Annotated in this window: 20 protein-coding genes; 12 read left to right on the plus strand and 8 right to left on the minus strand. The window is 33.8% G+C overall.

Going from position 1 to position 24,231, the window contains the following annotated elements:
- The first annotated feature begins 93 nt into the window (after positions 1 to 93).
- Both AAGU07_RS12770 and AAGU07_RS12775 read left to right on the plus strand, forming a co-directional pair.
- Positions 94 to 483: a hypothetical protein gene (locus AAGU07_RS12770; protein WP_342459493.1), complete on the plus strand. Its 390-nt coding sequence runs from the start codon at positions 94 to 96 to the stop codon at positions 481 to 483.
- 145 nt (positions 484 to 628) lie between these two features.
- On the plus strand, positions 629 to 1,396 hold the full coding sequence (locus tag AAGU07_RS12775) for an ion channel (RefSeq protein WP_342459494.1): 768 nt from the start codon (positions 629 to 631) through the stop codon (positions 1,394 to 1,396).
- Between the two features lie 38 nt (positions 1,397 to 1,434).
- On the opposite strand, the gene AAGU07_RS12780 is transcribed toward AAGU07_RS12775, so the two are convergent.
- The gene (locus AAGU07_RS12780) at positions 1,435 to 1,908 is read right to left on the minus strand and encodes a DUF308 domain-containing protein (RefSeq protein ID WP_342459495.1); all 474 of its coding nucleotides are present in this window, start codon (positions 1,906 to 1,908) and stop codon (positions 1,435 to 1,437) included.
- Between the two features lie 708 nt (positions 1,909 to 2,616).
- On the opposite strand from AAGU07_RS12780, the gene AAGU07_RS12785 reads away from it, so the two are divergent.
- From AAGU07_RS12785 to AAGU07_RS12795, 3 genes are all read left to right on the plus strand, one after another.
- The gene (locus tag AAGU07_RS12785; protein ID WP_342459496.1) at positions 2,617 to 3,318 is read left to right on the plus strand and encodes an ABC transporter permease; all 702 of its coding nucleotides are present in this window, start codon (positions 2,617 to 2,619) and stop codon (positions 3,316 to 3,318) included.
- Positions 3,311 to 3,970: an ATP-binding cassette domain-containing protein gene (locus AAGU07_RS12790; protein ID WP_342459497.1), complete on the plus strand. Its 660-nt coding sequence runs from the start codon at positions 3,311 to 3,313 to the stop codon at positions 3,968 to 3,970. The genes AAGU07_RS12785 and AAGU07_RS12790 overlap by 8 nt, the downstream gene beginning before the upstream one ends.
- A gap of 205 nt (positions 3,971 to 4,175) precedes the next feature.
- On the plus strand, positions 4,176 to 4,706 hold the full coding sequence (locus AAGU07_RS12795) for a DUF308 domain-containing protein (RefSeq protein WP_342459498.1): 531 nt from the start codon (positions 4,176 to 4,178) through the stop codon (positions 4,704 to 4,706).
- 62 nt (positions 4,707 to 4,768) lie between these two features.
- Here the strand turns inward: AAGU07_RS12795 and AAGU07_RS12800 are convergent, their stop codons facing one another.
- Both AAGU07_RS12800 and AAGU07_RS12805 read right to left on the minus strand, forming a co-directional pair.
- The gene (locus AAGU07_RS12800) at positions 4,769 to 5,548 is read right to left on the minus strand and encodes an MBL fold metallo-hydrolase (RefSeq protein ID WP_342459499.1); all 780 of its coding nucleotides are present in this window, start codon (positions 5,546 to 5,548) and stop codon (positions 4,769 to 4,771) included.
- A 105-nt stretch (positions 5,549 to 5,653) separates the two neighbouring features.
- Positions 5,654 to 6,577, minus strand: a complete 924-nt coding sequence (locus AAGU07_RS12805) for a DUF2121 domain-containing protein (RefSeq protein ID WP_342459500.1) — start codon at positions 6,575 to 6,577, stop codon at positions 5,654 to 5,656.
- Positions 6,578 to 7,073: 496 nt separating this feature from the next.
- Between AAGU07_RS12805 and AAGU07_RS12810 the strand changes: the two genes are divergently transcribed.
- The 6 genes from AAGU07_RS12810 (at position 7,074) to AAGU07_RS12835 (ending at position 13,734) form a co-directional block, all read left to right on the plus strand.
- A complete protein-coding gene (locus AAGU07_RS12810) occupies positions 7,074 to 9,170 on the plus strand; it encodes a thioredoxin domain-containing protein (RefSeq protein WP_342459501.1) in 2,097 nt (698 codons plus the stop codon).
- A gap of 19 nt (positions 9,171 to 9,189) precedes the next feature.
- A complete protein-coding gene (locus AAGU07_RS12815) occupies positions 9,190 to 9,882 on the plus strand; it encodes a sulfite oxidase-like oxidoreductase (RefSeq protein ID WP_342459502.1) in 693 nt (230 codons plus the stop codon).
- 464 nt (positions 9,883 to 10,346) lie between these two features.
- Complete coding sequence (locus AAGU07_RS12820; RefSeq protein ID WP_342459503.1) at positions 10,347 to 10,577, plus strand: LSM domain-containing protein; 231 nt, start codon at positions 10,347 to 10,349, stop codon at positions 10,575 to 10,577.
- A gap of 242 nt (positions 10,578 to 10,819) precedes the next feature.
- Positions 10,820 to 11,860 carry a hydroxymethylglutaryl-CoA synthase gene (locus tag AAGU07_RS12825; RefSeq protein WP_342459504.1) on the plus strand — a complete coding sequence of 347 codons (1,041 nt, stop codon included), beginning with the start codon at positions 10,820 to 10,822 and terminating at the stop codon, positions 11,858 to 11,860.
- Positions 11,861 to 11,895: 35 nt separating this feature from the next.
- Complete coding sequence (locus AAGU07_RS12830) at positions 11,896 to 13,047, plus strand: thiolase domain-containing protein (protein ID WP_342459505.1); 1,152 nt, start codon at positions 11,896 to 11,898, stop codon at positions 13,045 to 13,047.
- 324 nt (positions 13,048 to 13,371) lie between these two features.
- Positions 13,372 to 13,734 (plus strand): hypothetical protein, encoded by a 363-nt coding sequence (locus tag AAGU07_RS12835; RefSeq protein ID WP_048080680.1) that lies wholly within the window; start codon positions 13,372 to 13,374, stop codon positions 13,732 to 13,734.
- Positions 13,735 to 13,838: 104 nt separating this feature from the next.
- Here AAGU07_RS12835 and AAGU07_RS12840 read toward each other — a convergent pair whose 3' ends face one another.
- The 3 genes from AAGU07_RS12840 to AAGU07_RS12850 all read right to left on the minus strand — a co-directional run bounded on the left by AAGU07_RS12840 (position 13,839) and on the right by AAGU07_RS12850 (position 16,664).
- Entirely contained in the window at positions 13,839 to 14,186 is a 348-nt protein-coding gene (locus AAGU07_RS12840) for a rhodanese-like domain-containing protein (RefSeq protein ID WP_342459506.1), read from the minus strand.
- Positions 14,187 to 14,211: 25 nt separating this feature from the next.
- Entirely contained in the window at positions 14,212 to 15,693 is a 1,482-nt protein-coding gene (locus AAGU07_RS12845; protein ID WP_342459507.1) for an oligosaccharide flippase family protein, read from the minus strand.
- Between the two features lie 509 nt (positions 15,694 to 16,202).
- Entirely contained in the window at positions 16,203 to 16,664 is a 462-nt protein-coding gene (locus AAGU07_RS12850; protein ID WP_342459508.1) for an acylphosphatase, read from the minus strand.
- Positions 16,665 to 16,852: 188 nt separating this feature from the next.
- On the opposite strand from AAGU07_RS12850, the gene AAGU07_RS12855 reads away from it, so the two are divergent.
- Positions 16,853 to 17,896 (plus strand): PQQ-dependent sugar dehydrogenase, encoded by a 1,044-nt coding sequence (locus AAGU07_RS12855; protein ID WP_342459509.1) that lies wholly within the window; start codon positions 16,853 to 16,855, stop codon positions 17,894 to 17,896.
- 38 nt (positions 17,897 to 17,934) lie between these two features.
- Here the strand turns inward: AAGU07_RS12855 and AAGU07_RS12860 are convergent, their stop codons facing one another.
- Positions 17,935 to 22,161 (minus strand): Ig-like domain-containing protein, encoded by a 4,227-nt coding sequence (locus tag AAGU07_RS12860; protein ID WP_342459510.1) that lies wholly within the window; start codon positions 22,159 to 22,161, stop codon positions 17,935 to 17,937.
- A 419-nt stretch (positions 22,162 to 22,580) separates the two neighbouring features.
- A complete protein-coding gene (thsA, locus tag AAGU07_RS12865) occupies positions 22,581 to 24,215 on the minus strand; it encodes a thermosome subunit alpha (RefSeq protein ID WP_342459511.1) in 1,635 nt (544 codons plus the stop codon).
- Between the last annotated feature and the right edge of the window lie 16 nt (positions 24,216 to 24,231).

Consider the following 24,231-nt stretch of genomic DNA (forward strand, 5'->3'; position numbering starts at 1 on the left):
AAAAAAATGGACGCATTTTGAACCCATAAAAGGAAATAAATAGCTTAAAGTGTCTGCTTTCAGGTTATTATATTTAAAAAAGGAGATATTAAAATGAAAAAAATCGCAGTAGGTTTAATAGCCCTTTTGATTTTGATAACTTTTGTATCTGGATGTACAAGCAGTAACAACTCAACAGCAAATAATTCAAGTGCACAAAACAATTCAAGTATGCAAACAGATCAAAATGTAACGCTTAAAATTAATTCAGACGGTTCATGGAACGGCACATTGACATATAAAAATGGAAATCAAACTATAAATGGAACTGGAAATGCCACATATGATCTAGGCCAAAATCCAGGTAATGTTAGTGTCAGTGTACAGAAAACTAATAACAACAGAGGAACTATAACACTGCAACTGTTTAAAGGTGGAAATGTTACCATCTATCAAAGCACCACTTCAAATGAAGGTACTGTATCTTTAAACTATAACTTTTAATTTTATTTTATTTTTAAGAAAATATAAATTAACAAACAAAGATATACCCTACTATCGTTTTTAAGTACGAGTCAAGCTTACTGGTAGCGAATATTTAAATAATTTTAGATATACTTTTAATAGTAAAGTAGAACAGGATGAAAATATGCAGCGAAATTTCAAATTAGTCTTCAATGCTTTATTATTCGTTTCAATATTCATAGATATTCTAATCCTAATTTTTCTAGGTTTGGATTTTGCTCTAAGTTTAAAACCAGTTATATTAAGCCTGGTAAACTTTGATATAATCGTTTCTTTACTCATAATTCTCCAATCTGCACAATGGATAAAAAAACAAGAGCATAAAAAGCAATATCTGACAAAAAATTGGATTTATATCCCTGCTATGATTCCTTTTGCATATCTTATTATCCTACTTTCCCCAAATATGCATTATTTAGTTGTAATACTGCTTTTATTCAGAATTTATGCCCTATTTAAATATGCAATGAGAATTAAAGATATAATCCATATTACAGAAAAAACCAGACTGGATTATGCCACATTTGTTCTTGTAGGTACTTTTGTATTTGGCTCACTGCTTTTCTTCTGGGTTGAGTCTCCAGTAAATCCCCAGGCTTCTACCCTTGATGATGCAGCTTATTTTATGATTGTTACCATGTCCACTGTTGGTTATGGAAATATAGTCCCATATACAGGAATCGGCAGATTCATTTCTGTTATAGCAATAATTGTCGGTGTTGGATATGCTGGTTGGGTCACTGCTGCCATTGCTACGTCCCTTATAGAACAGTTGAGAGAAGAGCGGAAAACAGAGAGTGAAAAAGAAGTTAAATCCATGGAGATTATTTTAGATAAATTGGATAAAATAGAAAAAGAACTGGAAGAATTGAAATCTCAAAAAAATAAATAATTATTTCTAATTTTAACGATTAAAAGAGAATTTCGAGTTTAATCCTGGAATAACATAATTATTCCTGTAATTAAAAGCCATATCCCTATTAATGCACCTAAATAAAAAGGATCTGCCACTATTGATCCTATCAGGATGTATATTAAACCCAGAATTATAGGTACAATACTTACCCATTTATTTCTAATTTTAGCAAAAAATGCCATTATACCTACGATTATCAGGAATATACCTGCAATATAAATCAATAAAGCAACTAAGAAACTGAAGAATCCAGGATTTATAATGATACCTATACCCAAAATAATGGCTATAATTCCCAGTATTAACTCCACAACGCCCATGGTAGTACTTGCACGGATTCCAATTATACCTGCTATTAAAAGCCCTATACCTAAAAATAGCACGGAAATTCCAAGAAGCAAACTAAAAGGGAGTATTCCTAAAAGAGGGAAAGCAATTATAATTAAACCAAGGACTATTAAGATCAATCCACTTGTTTTTGCCTGCATACGTTAACCTCCAAACCTGAATTATGGTTTTAGTTCAAAAACACGAGTTTTCATCAACTACAGTATTTAAATAACTAACTCACCTTAATCTTACTAAAATATTTGTTTTTAATTGCTTAAATACATTTGAAGAACTGTTAGCAAAATCAGAGATTTTTGCATGCTGTCAAAAACGAAGTTTTTGACGCATCGAAAACCGTAGGTTTTCGAATGCTACGCATTTCTGAACATTCTAAAATCGGAGATTTCCGATGTTTGTGAAGCAAAACTTAAGAAAATGCTTCGCATTTTCTTTTCCGGAGGAAATTAAATTTCTTCGGCCACAAAAATCTTTGATTTTTTGAAGCTTCACAACCGTAAAAACCTTCGGTTTTTACATGCCCCGAACATGAAATGTTCGAAGGCATTAAAAATTTTTTATTAAAAGATTTTTAAAGTATTATTTCCTAAATTTCATTTAATAATTATAAAATTATTTTTTCATGCTTACAAACCAATTAAAACCACATTTTAGAAATTTTAATAAATATAATCCCCTAAAATCTTGATTAATAAAGTTTAAGTTATTTACTTTTTTATAATGGAAGCAGATATTTAAATTATAAAATATCCACAATAAAAAAATAGAACCATATATCCTGTTTTTTAACTACTTTTGCACCCATGAATCGCAAATTATTTTTAATACTTCCCATAAATAATATCTAGATGAATACAGGCATCTATAGTATTTCATATAAAAATTTACGCAGAAACTGGTTTAGGAATGCTTCTACCGTTTTAAGGATAGGGTTTGGCGTGCTCATCTTCGTGATTCTGGTTAGCTCTGGACTGGGAATTAGCACATTCCTTGGCCAAAATCAGGCAGCTGCTGGAAGTTCAATTTTAAATCAATCAGGCGGTAACGGCAGCACCACTAACCTTTTAAATACCGTAAATGATTTTATAAACTCAAAATTAGGTATAGATATAAGTAAATCTCAATTTTTAGGCCTTGTCGAAACTATTTTAAAAAATATCATAAATTTTTTTGATTTAATGGCCAGCATAGTGTTTTTAATTGGAATTTTTGGAATCACCAATGCCATGACCGTTAACTTACTTGAAAGAAAGAGAGAAATAGGCTTGCTAAAATCACTGGGCTTTACAGAACACCAGATCATTTTAAGTCATCTGTTAGAGGCAGGGTTATTGGGATTTATTGGGGCTTTAGTAGGTATTGTAGTTGGAATTTTTGGAATAATAATTTTATCAAACGTTATAAAAGTTGTACATCTCTCTATTTTAATCCCCTGGTGGTTACCAGTCATAGCTTTACTTCTTACAACCTGCCTGAGCATGTTACTGGCAGCATATACCATATTTTATTACACCCGACAGGATGTTGTGGGGGCTTTAAGATATGAATAATAATATTTTAAAGTTTAAAGAAGTTTGGAAGACTTATGGTACTGATAAAACTAAAATAACAGCTTTAAAAGGAATAAATTTAGAACTTAAGAAAAATTCACTAAATCTCATCTTAGGTCCATCTGGATCTGGAAAAACAACCATATTAAATCTTGCAAGCCTTTTAAACATTCCTACAAACGGTGAAATTTTAATAAATGGTCAAAACACGTCTAAATTATCTAAATCAGAGAGAAGCAAAGTTCGGCAAAATAAAATAGGAATCGTCTACCAGCGGGCTAATCTGTTTCCATATCTAAACCTTTTAGAAAATACGATGCTTCCCATGATTTCAAAAGATATGAATAATGCATCTAAAGTCCTCAATAACGTTGGTATTGTTGAAATCAGCAAATTTCCAGATGAAATTTCAATTGAAAAACAGCAGAGGGTAGCACTTGCAAGATCTATGATTAACGATCCTCATTTAATAATAGCTGATGAACCAACTGGAGAACTTGATAAAAAAAGTACAGAAGCAGTAATGGATTTAATTATGCATATAAAGAGTAAACACGCTATTTTAATGCTATCAAACAATGTTAATTTAACAGAATACTGCGATGAATTATTTTTAATCAAAGATGGCTATTTACAAAAAAGTAAGAACTAGAAAAGAGTTAAAATTACTTTTTATGAAATATATTTTCATATAATACCCTATAAAACTTTTTTTTAAAATAATAATTAATTTTAACCCATATTACCTATGAAACTCATTTAAACCCCAAATTATAAATTTTTAAATCAATAATTATTTATATTTATTAATATAATAAACTATAAGGGCTTGTTTGAAAATTAAGGGGGTAAATTATATGGCTGAAGGAAATAATATATTATTAGGTATTTTAGCTGTAATTTTAGGTATTTTAGTTATCGCTTTCCCATTGTTCAGTGTATTTACAGTAAGTGCTCTGGCCGGATTCGCTATCATGTTACTTGGAATTTGGCTATTGGTACAGAGTTTTGGAACATGGGGCGCAAGCAAAGCAGCAAGTATAGCTTATTTAATACTGGGAATTATAGCAATAATATGTGGAATAGGATTGTTCGGACACATACTTTTATTTAGCTTCTTAGCAAGCATCTGGCTCTACTTCGTAGGTTTCTTCCTGATAATTTCAGGTATAATGTCACTCTTTGCTAAAGAAGGAACCGCAGGTAAAGGATCTGGAGGTATGGGAGTCATACTTGGTATATTATATATTATACTGGGTACATATGCATGGGATCCTTATTATTTAGCATTGTTAATTGGAATTTGGTTAATAATTGATGGAATAGCTTTATTTTTTGTCAGTCCATCAGATTTAGTGGGTATGGAAAAATCAGAAATGCCTAAGTAAAATAATTTAAAACCAAACAAGCCCTTTAAAAATAAATAAAAATCAATGAAAAAAATTTAAATTCATCTAAAACTATCTAAAGTCTCCTGTTTTGGCATGAACTGGTCAAGATTAATTTTCATACCGTCATAAGCAGCGAAAGTATTTACTCCAGTTTGCTCTTTAACTGAATCTGCTTCTTTTTTAGCATCATTTACCACCATTTTCATCCCAAGATGAGTCATTATAGCAAGTCTAGGTGAAACTTCATCAACAAGTTTTGCAAAATCATGCGTAGACATATGTCCCCTTATTTTTTCATTTCGGGGCCTTATGACACTTGCTATTAAAACATCAGCACCGCTGTGATATTTATGAAGGTCTTCAAAATATTCGGTATCTGCAGTATACGATATAGAAAAATTTTTTACATTTAGATTAAACCCTACTGCAGTTGGATCTCCATGAATTGTCTTTGTTCCCTTTATTTTAATTTTACCTAACTTAGTCGTTTCATTAACACCTAAAATTGAAATATCTGGTTTACTTAAATGATACTTTGAGATACAGGGGCCCCATTGTTTATATCCCTCAATTACACTTTTACTTCCCACTACCGTGCCCTTTTTTCGGGTCATTCCTTTAGTCATTGCCTCTATAAGGACTTCAGCATCAGTATAATGATCAGTGTGGGAATGGGAAACCATGACAGCATCCAGTTTAAGTGGGGTCAGTCCAAACTGGTATGTCCTGACCAGTGCTCCAGGTCCCGGATCGATATGAATATTTTTTCCATCAATTTTATCTATTCTAAGCCCGCCAGTCATTCTACGCTGGGTAATGGTAGCGAAAGCGTCCGCCACCACTTCCTAAAAATGTTAGTTCCATTTATTCACCTTCGAATTCTACTTTAAATCATTTGCATAATAGATACATAAATTTATTTTCAATTGTGTAACAATTTTTCATCAGCTTCTACACAGAATAACATTACATGTAAGAGAGCACTTTGTCCGCATGATGCAGAGATTTTCATTTTCAATTACAGCAACGTCACCTATTTTGACACTTGAAGGATCATCTGTGTTCATTTCAATCAGACCGCCTGGTCCTGCTATTACATTCCATTCCATATCCAAAGCCTGGACACTTTTATCCAAAAGTATCCCTATTTTATCTCCATTTATACTTTGAACTTTACCTATTTCACCTTCATTGATTATCTTTGATGCCATTTGAATAGATTTAGCATTGGTATCCAACTGCTGTCTCAAACCTTCTCTCCACTCTTGAAGTTCTTTAACATCTTTAATCAGGATTTCCCTTAAATGTTTTTGTGCTTCCCTTTTATCCATACCACTGTGCTTGATAATTATGTCATAGTCTTTACTTACAGATGGCGTTTTACCTGATATTTCATTCATTACCCTCTTAAAAACGGATTCCACATTTTCTAAACTTGCTTTAGATTTCCAGTGCTTTTTAATGATTTCATTTGCCATCTGCTTTGTAACTTTATTTCCGAATACCACTATCGAACTGGCGCCGTTTTCAACCTTTTTAATATCTGACCCTGAAAGCTCCGTAATGATATAACCATTAGTAGTCCCATAAATTCGTTTCCGCTTGGTCTCAAATGGTGTTTTAAACCTGACCTCACCAACCACAACATCATCAATACTTCTAATTTTTCGAGCATCATCTGATATTTTAAGGGTTACTTCCTGTTCTTTTGCAACTTTAACCAGTTCTTCATCAGTTTGAATAGCTCCCGAATAAAGATATTCTTCAAGTTTTTCTCGTTTTTCTTTATCTCCAAAAAAACCAATTCTTCTTTTGTCTCCGGCCATTACACAACCATTACTTCCAATATATGACATTATAAGGCTCATTTAAACCACCTGATTGTTTTAAATGGTTCAGATCTATTATCAATTATCAACTTTAATTTATAGACAATTTACTTATAGATCCAATGAAATTTTGTATTTTCAAATTCTTTGATTTGCTTTATTAATCTGTATTTCAACTATATAAAACATGATTTCCTGTTAATTTATCATGCAAACGATTCAAAGACCAATATATTTTCAGTTAACATACATTATGTTTTCTATTTAATTTCATGTTTGATTTTTTAATTATATTAATTTGCTTTTTGAGCCGGTGAAGATAAAAAAATATATTATCTTAATGATAAACATAGTAACAGGAAAAAAACTTTTAAACAAAAATACAGTAAAAATCAAGTTATTCCATATATTCTTTGCCAAAAAACTCATTTTAAAGTCCAGAACTTGAAATCTAAGACTACACAATATATCCTATTTGCCCTAAATAAAACTTTAAAAATATTTATTTTAGTTAGATTATTATCAGAGGTGCAGTATGAACCCTGAAAATAAGCTTAAAAAATCAAACCACCTGATAAATGAAAAAAGCCCTTATCTAATTCAACATGCACATAACCCTGTAGATTGGTATCCATGGGGTAAAGAAGCTTTTGAGAAAGCAAAAAATGAGAATAAACCTGTTTTTTTATCAATTGGGTATTCAACATGCCATTGGTGTCATGTTATGGCTCATGAATCCTTTGAAGACTCTGAAATTGGGAATTTGATGAATGATATATTTGTTTCAATTAAAGTGGATCGTGAAGAACGGCCTGATCTGGATAATATCTACATGACAGTTTGCCAGTTGATGACTGGAACCGGAGGATGGCCGCTTACCATAATAATGACCCCTGATAAAAAGCCCTTTTTTGCAGGGACATATTTTCCAAAGATAAGTATGTATGGAAGAGTGGGCATTAAAGACTTAATTTTAAATATTAGAGATATCTGGAATGAAAAGCCAGAGGAAGTCTTTGACTCTGCAGATCAGATAATTAGAGCACTCCAAAAAGTATCAGAAACCTCATCAGGAAATGAACTTGATGAGAACATACTGGACAGTGCATATGAAAGCCTTTCCAATAATTTTGATGAAATCCATGGCGGTTTTGGAGGTGCTCCCAAATTTCCTACAGCACACACACTTTTATTTCTGCTTAGATACTGGAAAAGGAACCAGAATGAAAGAGCATTGAATATGGTAAAAGAAACCCTTGATTCCATGAGAAATGGTGGAATTTACGACCACTTAGGGTTTGGTTTTCACCGCTATTCTGTAGACACCAATTGGCTGGTACCACATTTTGAGAAAATGCTCTACGATCAGGCTATACTTGCAATAGCATATCTAGAAGCTTTTCAGGTTACAGGGGATGAAAAATACAGAGATACCGCACAGAAAATTTTTGAATATGTTTTAAGAGAGATGCAGTCTCCAGAAGGAGGCTTTTATTCTGCTGAAGATGCAGATAGTGAAGGTGTTGAAGGTAAATTTTATATCTGGAAGAAAGATGAAATTTATAAAGTTTTAGGAGAAGAAGATGCCAAATTCGCATCCAAAATATTTAACGTGACCTCTGAAGGTAACTTCAGCGAGGAAGCATCTCAAAGAAAAACTGGTTCTAATATACTTCACCTTGAAAATTCACTTGATGAAATATCCGAGACTTTAGAAATTAAAAAGGAAGATTTAAAAAGAAAAATTGAAAAAATTAGAGAAAAGCTATTTAATGCCCGTGAAAAACGCGTACATCCACATAAAGATGATAAAATACTTACCGACTGGAATGGTTTAATGATATCTGCCCTATCTAAAGGAGCACAGGTATTTGATGATGAAAAATATCTGGAAGCTGCTGTAAAATCTGCAGACTTTATAATTGACAACTTATGCGAAAACAATCGTCTCCTGCACCGCTTCCGAGATGGTGAAGCTGCAATAACTGCAAATTTAGATGATTACTCATTTTTTATATCTGGGCTTTTAGAACTCTATGAAACATCTTTTAATTTAAAATACCTTAAATTAGCAATAGATCTAAACAATAAATTGTTAAATCATTTCTGGGACTATGAAAACGGAGGATTTTATTTCACGCCTGATGATAGTGAAGATATACTTGTTAGAAAAAAAGAGATTTATGATGGTGCTGTTCCCTCTGGAAACTCAGTACAAATGCTTAACCTGCTGAAACTTTCAAAAATCACAGAAAATGAAGAACTTAAACATAAAGCAGTACAAATAGAAAAAGCATTTTCCCATGATGTTATGAGAACTCCATCTGCACATGCACAACTTATGATCGCTGTCGATTTTAAGTTAGGTCCTTCTTACGAGATAGTAATTGCAGGGACCCCTAATAACAATGATACTGATATGATGCTGAACTCCATCCGAAGCAATTACATACCAAATAAGACCATCACATTAAGGCCTCCAGATGATGAAGCTTCAGAAATAATAAAAATTATAAACTCTTTAAAATTTAAAAAACAGGAAAATAAGAAGGCAACTGCATACATATGTTCAGAAAACACATGTAAAACTCCAACAACTGATTTAAACACCATGTTAAAATTTTTAAATTAGATAAGAGGAGGTTTAAGTCTTGAGAGGATTATTTAATGCTGCTAAAAAGAAAATGAAAGGCGAAGAACCATTAACTGAAGAAAAAATTAATGAAATAATCGCAGATAAAAATATAATTATAAGTGAAGACACTAAAAGAGAAAATCGAATCCCTCCAGGACAGCACGAAATAAAATCATGGCCAGTGCTGCATGCAGGGTCAGTCCAAAATATTGATACATCAAAATGGAAATTCAAAATATTTGGACTAGTTGAAGAAGAAAAAGAATTAAATTATGATGAATTTATGTCTCTTCCCCAAACTAAGGTATTTTCAGATATACACTGTGTTACCACCTGGTCAAAGCTCAATAACCTGTGGGAAGGCGTAAGTTCAAATACAATTAAAGAACTTGCAGACGTCCAGAAAGAAGCTGAATATGTTACGGTTCACGCATCTGGCAATTTTACAACTAATTTAGCTATTAAAGACTTTTTAGAGCCGGATGTCCTGTTTGCAACCAGACACAACGAAAATCCTATAACTTCAAAACATGGAGCTCCTTTAAGACTTGTAGTCCCAAAATTATACTTCTGGAAAAGTGCTAAATGGGTTACAGGTATAGAATTCATGGCCGAAGACAAACCTGGATTTTGGGAATCTAACGGATACCATATGCGCGGTGATCCATGGAATGAAGAGCGTTACAGCTGGCAAAGCAACTATATCTAAATTTAAAATTAAAGTATTCAATTAAAAAAAATAGATTAAGATTAAATAATATAAAATCTATAAATAGAATTAATTATTATAAACTAATAAATCTTACAATAATTGATTTCGCTCATGTACTAAATATGTACAATTAATTATTTTTAATATTAATATCTGAAGTAAACTACATGTTTTTAAGATAATTCCCATTTTTAACCTAAAGATAATTCATGCGCGGGTCATATATATGAGCGTTTGATTTAAATACATCTTTTAAAAATAGTTATATAACCAGTTAATGTGTTATTTACATAAACCATTTGACTTGGTAAAGTAGTTATATCTTAAATTAGAATATAATTGCAAAGATGAACCGCTTATTCTCTAAAGAATAAACATTAAATCAGAAAATAGTTATATCAAAACTTTAAAAAATATCCAAGGCAAAATATTTACAATGCTGAAAATAACGAGATGATTAGATGAGAGGCAAAATAATAGCAGCTAAATCCGAAGAAAGAAAAGAAAATCCGCTTCACAGACAGCTTAAGCAATTTCAAAATAAAGATGTCAATATACTTCAGAAAGATAATGAAACCAAAGAAGGTAAACTTTTAGCTATAGATAACTATTTAAATGTTGCCATTGAAACATCGGTTGGCCTGGAATTTATAAAAGGAACTAAAATATTATACATTCAACTTTTAAACTAATTTTCATAATATTTATTTATTATTTGATAAAATTCATTGTATTTACTTAAATTTTTGGAATTTGAAGGTAATGATCATTATTTATAATTAACATTTATAGTAAACTTTATAAGTTCATTGCAAATAATAAGATATAAAATTAGTTAAATTTTTATTTGTAAATACAATTTTGTATTTTTTCAAAAATTAAAAAAATAACATGTAAACTAACAAAATAGATTACTTAACGGTAGTGATATCAAATGGCAGGAATTGTAGGATATGGTGTTAACATACCATCATATAGAATTAAAGTTGAAGAGATAGCAAAAGTTTGGGGAGATGACCCTAATGCTATTTCAAGAGGACTTATAGTACAAGAAAAATCTGTTCCAGCTCCAGATGAGGACACAGCAACCATATCAGTTGAAGCTGCAAGACATGCACTTGCTAGAGCACTGATAGACCCTCAAAAAATAGGGGCCGTTTATGTTGGATCAGAATCACACCCTTACGCTGTAAAACCTACAGCAACTATTGTAGCAGAAGCTATTGGTGCAGCACCACATTTAACCGCTGCAGATTTAGAATTTGCATGTAAAGCAGGTACCGCAGGTATGCAAATCTGTATGGGGCTTGTAGATTCAGAAACTGTTGAGTATGGCCTTGCTATAGGTGCAGATACATCCCAAGGTGCTCCAGGAGATGCACTAGAATACACTGCATCTGCAGGAGGGGCAGCATACATAATTGGAAAAGAAAATACAATTGCTGACTTTGAAGGAACTTACAGCTTTACAACAGATACTCCTGATTTCTACAGAAGAGAAGGAAAACCTTATCCTCGACACGGAGGAAGGTTTACAGGAGAACCAGCATACTTTAAACACGTGCTATCTGCTGCACAAGGTATGTTTGACAAAATGGGCACAGAAGCCAAAGATTACGACCACGCAGTTTTCCACCAGCCAAACGGTAAATTTTACCTGAAAGCTGCCAAAAAACTTGGATTTAACAATGAACAGGCAAAAACTGGTCTTTTAACTCCAGTAATTGGTAACACATATTCTGGAGCTACTCCATTAGGTTTAGCAGCTATACTCGATATAGCAGAACCAGGAGACCGTATATTTGCAGTTTCATACGGATCAGGTGCTGGAAGCGATGCATTCAGCATAACCGTAAATGACGCAATAGAAGAAAGACGAGAAAACGCTCCAAAAGTTGCAGATATGATTAAAAACAAAACTTATGTAGATTATGCCGTATATGCCAAATACAAAGGCAAACTAAGGATGGCTTAAACAAACTAATCTAAAATTATTCATGGGGGAATTCCTTGAGAGACGTTGCAATTATCGGAGTTTCACAGACAAAATTTGGAGAACTCTGGGATAAATCATTTAGAGATTTAATAGTAGAGGCCGGAATAACGGCCATTGAAGATGCAAATGTAGAAGGAGACGAACTAGATGCCATGTATGTTGGAAACATGTCTGCTGGTCTATTTGTAAAGCAAGAACACATCGCATCATTGATAGCAGACCATTCAGGACTTGCACCAATTCCATGTGCAAGAGTAGAAGCAGCATGTGCATCTGGAGGATTAGCACTTAGAAATGGGATAATGGCTGTTGCATCAGGATATCATGATATGGTAATTTCTGCAGGTGTGGAAAAGATGACCGATGTAGTTGACCCAACTCCAGCTATCGCCACAGCTTCAGACCAGGAATGGGAAGCACAGCAAGGTGTCACTTTCCCATCACTTTACGCAATGATGGCAAGAAGACATATGTACGAATATGGAACAACAAGAGAACAGTTAGCAATGGTTTCTGTTATAAACCATAAAAATGGTGCCAAAAACCCACTTGCTCAGTTCCCAATGGAAATTTCAGTGGATGCTGTATTAAACTCAAGTATAGTCGCAGACCCACTTAGACTCCTTGATTGTTCACCAGTATCAGACGGTGCAGCTGCAGTCATTTTATGTCCTGCAGAAGACGCTAAAAAGTACACAGATACACCAATATATGTTAAAGCTTCAGCACAAGCTTCTGGGACCATCGCATTACACGATAGGAAAAACTTAACCACCATTGACTCAACAGTACACGCATCAAGAAATGCATACAAAATGGCAGGCCTTGAACCAAAAAATATTGATTTAGTTGAAGTTCACGACTGTTTCAGTATAAACGGGTTACTTGCAGTAGAAGACCTTGGATTTGTTGAAAAAGGAAAAGGTGGAATTGCCATTGAAGAAGGTATGACTGAAATAGACGGTGATATTCCAGTAAACCCATCTGGAGGACTCAAAGCTAGAGGCCACCCATTAGGAGCTACAGGAATTGCTCAGGCAGCCGAAATCGTATGGCAACTTAGAGGAGAAGCAGGTAAAAGACAGGTAGACGGCGCCCAGATCGGTATGACCCACAATATTGGTGGAACCGGCGGAACTGCTGCAGTCCACATTTTCTCCAATTAAAAGGAATCTTTTGATTCCATTCACTTATTTTTTTAGTAGTAAATAACTTTTATTTTTGGCAATATTAAATAAAATTTTTAAGTAATGACTCGATAAGAATTGTGAAATTATCGGCCTTATTTATAAAATATTTTTAAAAATAAGTTTTATTTCATATTGAGTTATAATACAAAGGTTTAAATAGAGCTAATTCATATTCAAAAAAATCAAAAAAGACATATAACAATATATTTAATCCTTATAAAGTTTAAAGCCTATAAATATATACTCTATGTTAATAATATATTAATAGAGACTTGATACTCATAAATTGCGTGGTAAACAATGGAAATACTATGGTTTTATATTGCAGTGATATTAGCTATCAGTGACGAAGTTCACAGCAAGCTCTTCTGGAATGTTTTTGCTGATTTTTATATCCTGTTATCGGGAATACTGCACAAAATTATACATTCTAATATAAGGCTGTGGATGGTTCATGAATGCATGGAAGCAGTTTTTCATTTCATAGTGTTATCAGTGTTATTTTTATCTCTAGAAATAGGTATCTTAGGTGCTCTTATCCACTTAGTGATAGACCTTTACCATGAACTGGCAGGATTAGATCTCAAATGGCTGCAGCACCGTGCACTGCATTTCACCATAGAATCACTGTTCTTTATACTGTTCTTTTCAGCTTTACAGTAATATAACTAATTTATAAAATTTTTTCCATTTAATTTATTTAAATGGTTATTTCAACCAGAAATCTTTTTTTTCCATCCGTACATTTCGTATTCACTTAAAAAATGTTATTTCTCAACTGGAAGTCTGTTTCGTTTCCATTTATCTACGCCACCTATGATACTATGAGCTTCCATGTATCCTCTTTTTTTCATTAATTCAACTGCTTTGCGGCTTTTACGTCCTGTTCTACAATAAACAAAGTATTTCTTATTTTTATCCATTTTCCCAAGTTCATTTTCAAAACTACCAGATTTAAAGTTTAAAAGATATGCATTTTCGATGTGCCCACCATCATATTCTTCCAGAGTACGGACATCCAGAATCACAAAATCAGGGTCATTTCTATGCTTTTCAAGTATGGTAAACACTTCTTTAGGTTCTATTTCTTCAAATTCTTTTTTATGTGTAGACATAACAATACCTCTAATTATTTAAATTTTATAATCCCCGCAGTGCACAATAAACGTTCACTAAAGATTCCTTTATCATACCTGTGAAGAACTTGATTTCATCTGTTTTAATTCCTTTAAGAAGCCATAATACAAATATGTACAATGCAAATGAAAATAGTCCAGACAGTACTATATTAACTGGGCCATATGGATTCAGAAGAATGAGGGATAGAGCCATGAAAAATGCGGCGTATATAGTTTTTTTTGCAAATTTTACGTAGAAATCGCACCTTATATAGTTCAGAGAATAATAAACTGTAATTAAAAAGGCCGTTAGATAAAGAAGCAGTGTTATAATTGCTATACCAATAATTCCAAGGAAGTATCCAAACGTTACATCCAGAATAATATTTAATATTGCAGAAATAGCCCATATATTACCCGTGATCTTTGTTTTCCTTTCCATAACTATTATTTGAGTTATAATACAATAAAGACCAAAGAATAATCCACCAGTAGCTAGAATTGGAGTTATAAGATATCCCTGGTTAGCCAAAGTTGGAGTGGATAATATATACAGTAAAGGTCGAGCCAGAATAGATAATCCAATTACAGCAGGTACAGCCACTATTAAATACAATTTAATAGCATAATTTAAAAGAAATCTAGTTTCTCTGATTTTTCTTTCAGCATAAAACTGAGATAAAATAGGAAGTAGAACCGTATAAATTGGTGATGTGAGGATAGTAAGCAAAGAACTTATTGTATAACCTGCAGAATAGTAACCAACCGAAGTTATACCAAGTACTATCCCTATTATATAACGATCACTTGCATCTAACACCCAAAAAGATGCATTACTTGGAATGGTAGGTAATCCAAATGTCAGGTACTGCCTTAAATTATGGAACCTTGGAATTTTAAATCCAATCTGTTTAAGCACAAATGTAAACATTATTAAAGAAATTAAAGTTTGAGTTATTAAGATTCCTGTAACAGCCCCCACTACTCCCCTTCCCATCAATACAAGTAATAATGCAAAAATAACCACCATGTACGCCTGCAGAGTTGTGAAAACAGCATACTTTGTCATCTGGTTAGACGCTCTGAAATAATCAACAAAAACAAGCTGCAGCGCGGACATAATTACAGTAAGTGGAAGAATCAAGCCTACCCCTACATTTCCATTAAAAAGTACATGTGAAATAGGCACTACCAAAATATACAATGCAACAGCACCAATTATACTGGCAAATATAACTGTAAATAAAATTGAATAGAACGCTTCTTGTATTTCAGTCCTACTTTTGGAAGCAGATAAAAATCTTACCATTGTATAGGGCAGCCCCAATATTGCAATAGCAGGAATAATCGTAATTGTGATCTGAAACTGAGTCCATACACCATAATCTTGAATAGAAAGGTTTTGAGTTAAAATAGGCAGGAGCATAATCCCAGTTATAGTTACCAAAAAAGTTGACGTTCCAATTAGACCCATTCTCTGTAAAAACAATTTGTACTGATCCAAATTTTCACCTCATAACTCAAAAATCCTTAAAAAAATCCTCGACTTTAGGTTCAGGAAAATACTACGCATTTTTCTTCAACCCAATCAACCAAATATTACTTATGTAAAAATTATTATTAAATCGTTTGCATTACAAAATATTAACTATCCTACTGAATTAAAATATAAAAGACAATCCAAGACAATATTTAACGCAAACATACAGAAAAATAGTCTTTAAAATAATAAAAACAGATAATCAACGTTTAAAAAATATGATAAATTTTTACAATTAGTTTTACAATTTAACAAAACAGCCACTTCATTATAATTAACTTCTAAGAGCATTACCCTGCTCCAAGTAAATCCAACTTAAAAACAAAGAAAGAGACAAATTAACCCAATAAAGTACCTCAAAAAACTTGTTTTTTGGGCCCTCGAAATTCTACGAATCTCGGAGCATACAAAAAACTCTGTTTTTAGAAAGTTCAGAAAATCCTCAAAAAATTCATAGAATTTTTTTGGGACTGTCAAACGCGAAGCGTTTGAGCATTGGAAATCAAAGATTTCCAAAGGTTAGAAAATACGTAGTATTTTCTAAAATCCCAATCAAAGCTCGCAAAAACTATGTTTTTGTGGCTCTCAAACATTTCATGTTTGGCGCATTGAAAATCTACGATTTTCAAAAGCCCCAAAACCATAGGTTTTGAGGGATTGAGATTTTCTTCAACCTCAAAATCTCCAAACTCTTCATTATAATCCTGCCAGTTTACATCAACATTCAACACTCTAGCTCCTGAAGGCCATTTACCAGCAAAATCAATAAGCTTATTAACATTCTCCTTATTTCCATTAAAAACGGCTTCAACCCTGCCATCAGGAATATTACGGACCCAACCAGTTACTCCATGCTTTTTAGCTTCATCTCTTGTTCTATATCTAAAATAGGCTCCCTGTACTTTTCCAGTTATAAATACATGAGCGCTAACCATCAAGTTATCATTCTCCACATTTATTTTATAATCTAAAATTAAAAAATTTAGGGTTATTCCTTAATCTATTAAATGTCTAGAAAAAAGTTTATACTAAGCATTTTTCCATTTTGAAGCCTTCTTTGGGAAATTAAACATATTTAATAGAAATAAAAATAATAATATTACTTGGATAAAATGGTGTTAACATGAAACGAAAAACTGCCGTCATCATTGTTTTTGTATTTTTAATTGTAATTTTTGCTTTATATTTCATTATACCAAAACCAGCGAATCAAGAGGGCTATGAAACGGAAATTTTAGTTCAAGATCTGAATACACCTTGGGGAATTGATTTTCTTCCAGACAGTAAAATGATCTTTACAGAGCGTGGTGGAAGAGTAAGTATCTTTGATAATGGTACCATCAAAACAGTAGGAAATATAAATGTCACTCAAATAGGCGAGTCTGGAATGCTGGGAATTGCAGTAGATCCGGAATTCAGCACAAATAAATTCATATACCTATATTACACCAGCACAAATGGAAATAGAATTTCAAGATTCACATTAAATGGAACATTACAAAATGAAACTGTTTTAGTTGATAGAATACCAAATGCACAATTTCATAACGGGGGCCGGTTAAAGTTTGGACCTGATGGAAAATTGTATGCTACCACAGGGGACGCCACTAACAACCAATCAGCACAGGATATAAATTCTTTAGGCGGTAAAATACTTCGGATCAATAAAGATGGTACTGTTCCATCAGATAACCCATTTAGAAACTATGTTTACTCCTATGGACATAGAGATCCACAAGGGATAACATGGAACCCCTTGACACAAGAGATGTATGAATCTGAACACGGAGCAACACGAAATGATGAAATAAATATCATTACAAAGGGCGGAAACTACGGATGGCCGCTTTATCAAGGAAACGAATCGGCACAAGGATACATTAAACCACTTATCGTTTATACAGATTTCACACTTGCACCATCAGGAATAGATTATTACAACGGCGCTTTATACGTTGCAGGATTACGGGGATCGCAATTACGTAAAATAACACTTTCTATAGATGGAAACAGTGTAACTGGAGAAGAAGCCCTTTTTACTAACTTAGGGAGAATTAGAGAGGTTGTAGTGCATGATGGATACCTTTACATTGCAACGTCTAATAAAGATGGGCGTGGAATTCCCCAATCTGGTGATGATAAAATTGTCAGAATTAAGGTTTTATGAAATTAGTTAATATTAGTTAAAAAAATAAAATTCAGGAATTAATATTTTCCTGTTTTGAACTTAAATGCATAGGTTGCTGCTAAATTATTGCCTGCACTGTCTTTTACCGCTGCCGCGAGAATGTAAACCTGATACGAAGTGTATGCTGCTCTTTTACTGTTAGTTTTAATGTAAATATGATTTCCACTGACCCATGCTGTTATTTTACATTTAGAACCTGTTTTTAAGTTTTTAATGTAAATTTTAGACCAATTAACACTCTTTAAAATGTTTTCACTGAGCCGAATTGAAACTGTAGATGTTCTTGAAACTCCAATAACTCCGTTTTTAGGAGAAGTGGCAGCCACTTTAGGATCTGTTTTATCAATTGTATAAGTGTAAGTTTTATGGGCAGAAGGATTACCTGCTCTATCAACAACATAAAATTCAAGTTTATTAGTCCCCGCACTGGTTATCGATACTTTTCCAGTACCTGTAAAAGTATGCCATGACCCACCATTTAGTCTATAGTAAATTTTCGCGTTTGATTCACTTGAAAGAGTCACACTAATACTTTTAGATAAACCACCAGTCGGAGTTGCAGTAACCACCGGAGCAGTTTTATCAATTGTGTAACTGTAACTTGTATGTGAAGATGGATTACCTGCAGCATCTATCGCATAGAATTCAAGTTTATTAGTTCCTGAACTGGTTATCGATACTTTTCCAGCGCCTGTAAAAGTATGCCATGACCCGTTGTTTATTCTATAGTAAATTATTGCGTCAGATTCACTTGAAAGATTTACAGTAATGCTGCTATTTGACACGCCTTTAGTTGGACTTGCAGTTACCATTGGCTGTACTGTATCTACAGTAAAACCTGAAGTGAAAGCCGTTTCTAAGCCGTTGCCAGCCAAATCGGTTACTGCATTTACAGGAATATTAACAGTATAATTTCCATTAATGTAACCAGAAGTTGGAGTTATGGTTAAAACATTTCCTTTGATACTTTTAATTATTGAAACAGCTCCTGAAGGTCCAATAATAGAAATACTATCATAAACACTACCTGCTTGTATTGATTCACTGAAAACAATGGTAATTACTTTGTTTGTGGAGTTTGTTTTAGTATTATTCGCTGGATCACTGGTTGTTACAGTTGGAGGAATTGTATCTATACTAACAAATGTATCTAATGCTTGATAGTCCATTATAGTTGTTACATCAGCTACACCATTTATTAAACCTCCATTCAAAGTATTTTGCGCAATTCCATCAACGGTAAATGCTTGATTGTCTATATTTCCCAAAGTTGTAGTAAACTTCACCGGAATTCCATCAGGGACATGCCCTAAATCTGAATCATAGTAATTTCCAACATTGTCATGAGTTAAATCCACAGTAATTGTAGAAGTGGTGATATTATTGATTAAGTTTGGAAAAGCTGTAATATTCATTACTAACCAAGTAAATGGGCTGTATATGTTATAGGTTGGATATCCAGTACATGTACTGTCTCCAGGACCATAATTAGATCCCCACCAATTATATTCTATATTCAAACTGCCAGAATTGTAAATATTATTACCTGGAAATGGAGTGTGATAGTTACTTGCAGTATTTCTAATAAATTGGCTGAAATGAATAATTAAATTCCCCCCATTGGAAATAGCACCACCAAGACCACTATAAGTATAAGGATTACCCGATACATGGTTATCTTCAAAAATACTACTGTTCACGTTTAAATTAGCTCCATTACCAATAGCTCCAGCCCCATTCATAGCTTCATTACCAATAAATACACTATTATTTACAGTCACATCACCATCACGATTGTAAATAGCTCCACCACTAGAATGGGCATTATTATCCCTGAATATGCTGCTTGAAATCATTAATGTACCATAATTAATGATAGCTCCACCACAAAAACCACCTATAGCATCACCACCAGTAACACTATTTTCTGTAAATATACTGTTATTCACTTTTAAAGTACCATAATAATTGTTAATGGCACCACCATCTTCCACTGCGTTATTTCTTGTGAAATTACTGTTATTTACAGTCATAGTTCCATAATAATTGTAAATAGCACTACTACTTGCTGTATTACTTATAAAAGTGATGTTATTTAAAATTGAATTATTTTTATTGTAAATAGATGCACCATTAATTGCACTGTTACTATTAAAAGCACTGTTGTCAATAATCAGAGCCCCTAAATTAAATATAGCACCGCCAAATGCTTCACTTGCGGTACCAACTGCTTTGTTACCTGTAAAAGTACAATTTTTCACATTTAAATTAGCACTAAAACCTGAATCAGCGTAATTATAAATTGCACCTCCAGAAATTGCTCTGTTATCCGTGAAATCACCATCACTAACTGTTAAATCACCTGCATTATAAATAGCACCGCCCATATTACCTGCGGTGTTACTGTTGAATTTAGTATTTTTTATACTCAAAGTTCCACTATTGGAAATTGCACCACCAGAAGTAGCATTATTGGCACTGAAATAACTGTCAGTTACAGTTAAATTCCCCAAGTTTAAAATTGCACCGCCATAAGTTGCATTATTACCTGTGAAATTACTATTCTCCACAGTTACGTTACCATAATTGCAAATAGCACCACCATTAGTTGCATTTCCATTTGCAAGTGTCAAATTCGCAATTGTAACCTTCACGCCATTTTGAATCTGGAATATTTGTGCTGAATAAGTTCCATTGATAATGGTACTATCTCTACTTTGGCCAGTTATGGTCATATCACTACTAATGACCATATTAGTGTTGTTTTCTCCAGTGTAAGTCCCATCTGCAATATGCAATCTTCCACCAGGGAAAACATTGAGAATACCTGTTTTAATGGTTTTAAATGGATTGGATTGGCTGCCGTCGCCATCAATATCACTACCAGCATTTGAAACGTAAACATCATTTCTTCCCACGCTGATTTGAGTATTCACTGTTTGTGAGTCAGCCGCCGCCGAAACTGTTGCTAAACCCAGATTTTCAGATATAAATGTTGTAGTTGCTATGCCATTGCTTGTAGAGACACTTTCAGAGTCAACATGACCTACATAATCACTTTTAAAAGATACATTAACTCCATCAGGAACATGTCCATCTGCAGGATCATGATAAACTCCATCTGAGTCATGCAATAAGTCTGCAGTTATAGTTGATGTCTTACCTCTATTAATACTAGTTGAACTTACATTTACTGTTAAAACTATCCATTTAGAAACAGCAAACCCGCTAATTTTTCCAGATGGGTTACCCTTTGAACCCCACCAATTATACTCCGCATTCACAGTACCATCACTGCAGTAAATGGCACTACCCTTGGTTGCACTGTTATTTAAAAATATGTTAAAATGCACATTAATAGTACCATTATTGTAGATAGCACCGCCGCTATCAGTTGCATTGTTGCCTATAAAGTTACAGCCACTCAAATTAGCAATTGTGCCATAATTGAAGACAGCACCACCACCATAGTCCTCATCTGCTGCGGTGTTATTTGTGAGATTACAATTACTCCAATTGGTGATAATACCTTTATAATTACCAACCGCACCGCCACTTTTACTTGCGGCATTATTTGAGAACATGCTTCCACTTAAAGTAGTAATGTTACCTTCCCAATTGCTGATAGCACCCCCATAAATTGCATTGTTGCCTGTGAAATTACAATCAATCACAGTACCAATAGTACAGTAATTATTGTCAATAGCTCCGCCGAACCCTGCGCTGTTATTCGTGAAAGTACAGCCTTTTAAACTACTAATAGTACCATTATAATTAGAAATAGCACCACCCAAAGCAGTTGCTTTATTATTTAGGAAAATAGAATCAAAAACTGTTAAAGTACCATTATTATAGATGGCACCACCATAAGTTGCATTACCATTAGTCATCGTTAAATTTTGAATTGTAACATTAACATTACTGACAACTTTAAATATCCAATTTGTATCATTTCCACTTATAATAGTTTTATCTTTGTTTTGACCAGTTATGGTCATATTCCTGCTGATTGTAATATTTGTATTTCCTGTTCCAGTGTATACCTCATTTGCAATTTGTACTGTTCCACCTTCACTTACAGTTCCTGTTGCATTTTTAATGGATTTTTTAGGACCAGAAAGTGTATCAACTATCCATTCTGCGTATTGACCGTCCCAACTATCATTTCCACCAGAATTGTTTACATAAATAACCGATGAATCAGCTGCAGAAACTGCATTAACAGCAGATAACGTTATTAACACCATGCTAAATAAAATAAGGAATATTATTAATTTATTCGCATATTTAAAATGTGAATCCCCTTTAATTTTATTTATCCCCCTTTAAATGTTAAAAATAAATGAATAATTTATTAATAAATGAACATAATAACCCCCAATTATTATTTAAAATTTTCGGTTTAATTAAGAGGATTGACGGCTTTTTATAGTTACATTTAAAGGTTTATGCGTATTAAATTTAAAAATAGAACCAATTAAACTGTTTTAGGAAAAGAAAGCAAAAATTACTCCCATATAAGATCAGAACTTATTAAATCATGATCTATGTCAATAAACAGGCTAATTTGGAAATTAATATTCAATTTTAATTATATACAGAAACAGTTAATTTTCAAGAAGCGATTTAAAAAAAGAAAAAAATAAAGGAGATGTAAGTTTACTTACATCATTGGTGGCATTCCACCAGGCATTCCGCCCATACCTTCCATACCTTCCATTTCAGCCCTACCGGCACCAGTTGATGCGATAACGTCGTCGATACGGAGGATCATTTCTGCAGCTTCTGCAGCGGACTGCATAGCCTGTTTTTTAACTCTCTGTGGTTCGACTACACCAGCACGGTACATGTCAGCTACTTCACCTTTGAAGACATCTAATCCCATGTATAATGATTTTTCGTGTGCTGCTCTTAAGTCTACAAGAGCGTCAATGCTGTCTAAACCTGCATTTTCAGCGAGTGTTTTTGGAACAACTTCCAAAGCTTCTGCAAATGCAGAAACAGCTAGCTGTTCTCTGCCGCTTATTGAGTCAGCGTATTCTTTTAATCCTTTGGATATTGCTATTTCAGGAGCTCCTCCACCAGCAACAACCTTTTTGTCTTCTACTGTGGAAGCAACTACACCAATTGCGTCGTCAACTGCTCTTTCGATTTCGTCTACAACATGTGATGTGGAACCTCTAACCAGTAATGTAACAGCCTTTGGATCTTTACATTCTTCAACAAAGATCATGTCGTCGCCGGAAATTTTTCTTTCCACTACTTTTCCAGCTTGTCCTAAGTCGTTGAAGGAGAGATCTTCAAGGTTGGATACAACTTTAGCGCCGGTTGCTTTGGCGAGTTTTTCCATGTCTGATTTTTTGACCCTTCTTACAGCGAGAATACCTGCTTTTGCAAGGTAGTGCTGTGCGAGGTCATCGATACCTTTTTGACAGAATAAAACATTTGCACCTGAGTCTTCGACTTTGTAGATCATGTCTCTGATCATCTGTTCTTCCTGTTCGATGAATGCCTGCATTTGAGCTGGGTCTGTGATCCTGATTTCTGCGTCTACTTCAGTTTCTTTAACTTCTATTGCAGAGTTGAGTAATGCGATTTTTGCATCTTCTATTTTTGATGGCATTCCAGGGTGTACTCTTTCTTTGTCTATGATTACACCTTGTACGAGTGAAGAATCGTCCACTACAGCGCCGTCTTTTTTCTCTATTTTTATGTGATCTGTGTCAACTTCACCGTCTTCTTCAACCTGTTTAACAGCGCTTACGATGAGTTCTGCCAGTGGTTTTCTAGCTTTTTCAGTTCCTTTACCAGTCATTGCAGTCATTGCAACTTTTAAGAGAGTATCACGGTCATCAGCATCTATTGAAATTACGTTTAATATTTCCTGAGCTTTTTCTGCTGCCTGCCTGTAACCTGTAGCTATTACAGTTGGGTGTATGTCCTGGTCCAGTAATCCTTCTGCTTTTTTGAGTAATTCTCCAGCTATGATTACTGCTGTTGTTGTTCCGTCCCCTACTTCGTCTTCCTGTGTTTTTGCAACTTCTACAAGCATTTTAGCTGCAGGGTGTTCGATATCCATTTCTTTTAATATTGTTACACCGTCGTTGGTTACAACGATATCTCCAAGGGAGTCTACGAGCATTTTGTCCATTCCTTTAGGACCTAAAGTAGTTCTTACTGTCTCAGCGAGTACTTTTCCTGCCATGATGTTCATTCTTTGAGCATCTCTACCTAACAACCTGTTAGTACCTTCTGGTAAAATTAAAATTGGTTGGTTTCCACCACCTAATTGTGCCACTATATCACCTCAAATT

The sequence above is a fragment of the Methanobacterium sp. genome, assembly GCF_038562635.1.
GTDB lineage: Archaea > Methanobacteriota > Methanobacteria > Methanobacteriales > Methanobacteriaceae > Methanobacterium_D.

Coding starts and splice junctions, on each gene's coding strand:
- AAGU07_RS12840 (WP_342459506.1), bottom strand. CDS start 14,186: ATGTCTACACATAAAAAAGAATTTGAAGAAATAGAACCTAAAGAAGTG.
- AAGU07_RS12810 (WP_342459501.1), top strand. CDS start 7,074: ATGAACCCTGAAAATAAGCTTAAAAAATCAAACCACCTGATAAATGAA.
- AAGU07_RS12780 (WP_342459495.1), bottom strand. CDS start 1,908: ATGCAGGCAAAAACAAGTGGATTGATCTTAATAGTCCTTGGTTTAATT.
- AAGU07_RS12790 (WP_342459497.1), top strand. CDS start 3,311: ATGAATAATAATATTTTAAAGTTTAAAGAAGTTTGGAAGACTTATGGT.
- AAGU07_RS12775 (WP_342459494.1), top strand. CDS start 629: ATGCAGCGAAATTTCAAATTAGTCTTCAATGCTTTATTATTCGTTTCA.
- AAGU07_RS12825 (WP_342459504.1), top strand. CDS start 10,820: ATGGCAGGAATTGTAGGATATGGTGTTAACATACCATCATATAGAATT.
- AAGU07_RS12770 (WP_342459493.1), top strand. CDS start 94: ATGAAAAAAATCGCAGTAGGTTTAATAGCCCTTTTGATTTTGATAACT.
- AAGU07_RS12785 (WP_342459496.1), top strand. CDS start 2,617: ATGAATACAGGCATCTATAGTATTTCATATAAAAATTTACGCAGAAAC.
- AAGU07_RS12795 (WP_342459498.1), top strand. CDS start 4,176: ATGGCTGAAGGAAATAATATATTATTAGGTATTTTAGCTGTAATTTTA.
- AAGU07_RS12850 (WP_342459508.1), bottom strand. CDS start 16,664: ATGGTTAGCGCTCATGTATTTATAACTGGAAAAGTACAGGGAGCCTAT.
- AAGU07_RS12805 (WP_342459500.1), bottom strand. CDS start 6,577: ATGAGCCTTATAATGTCATATATTGGAAGTAATGGTTGTGTAATGGCC.
- AAGU07_RS12835 (WP_048080680.1), top strand. CDS start 13,372: ATGGAAATACTATGGTTTTATATTGCAGTGATATTAGCTATCAGTGAC.
- AAGU07_RS12855 (WP_342459509.1), top strand. CDS start 16,853: ATGAAACGAAAAACTGCCGTCATCATTGTTTTTGTATTTTTAATTGTA.
- AAGU07_RS12820 (WP_342459503.1), top strand. CDS start 10,347: ATGAGAGGCAAAATAATAGCAGCTAAATCCGAAGAAAGAAAAGAAAAT.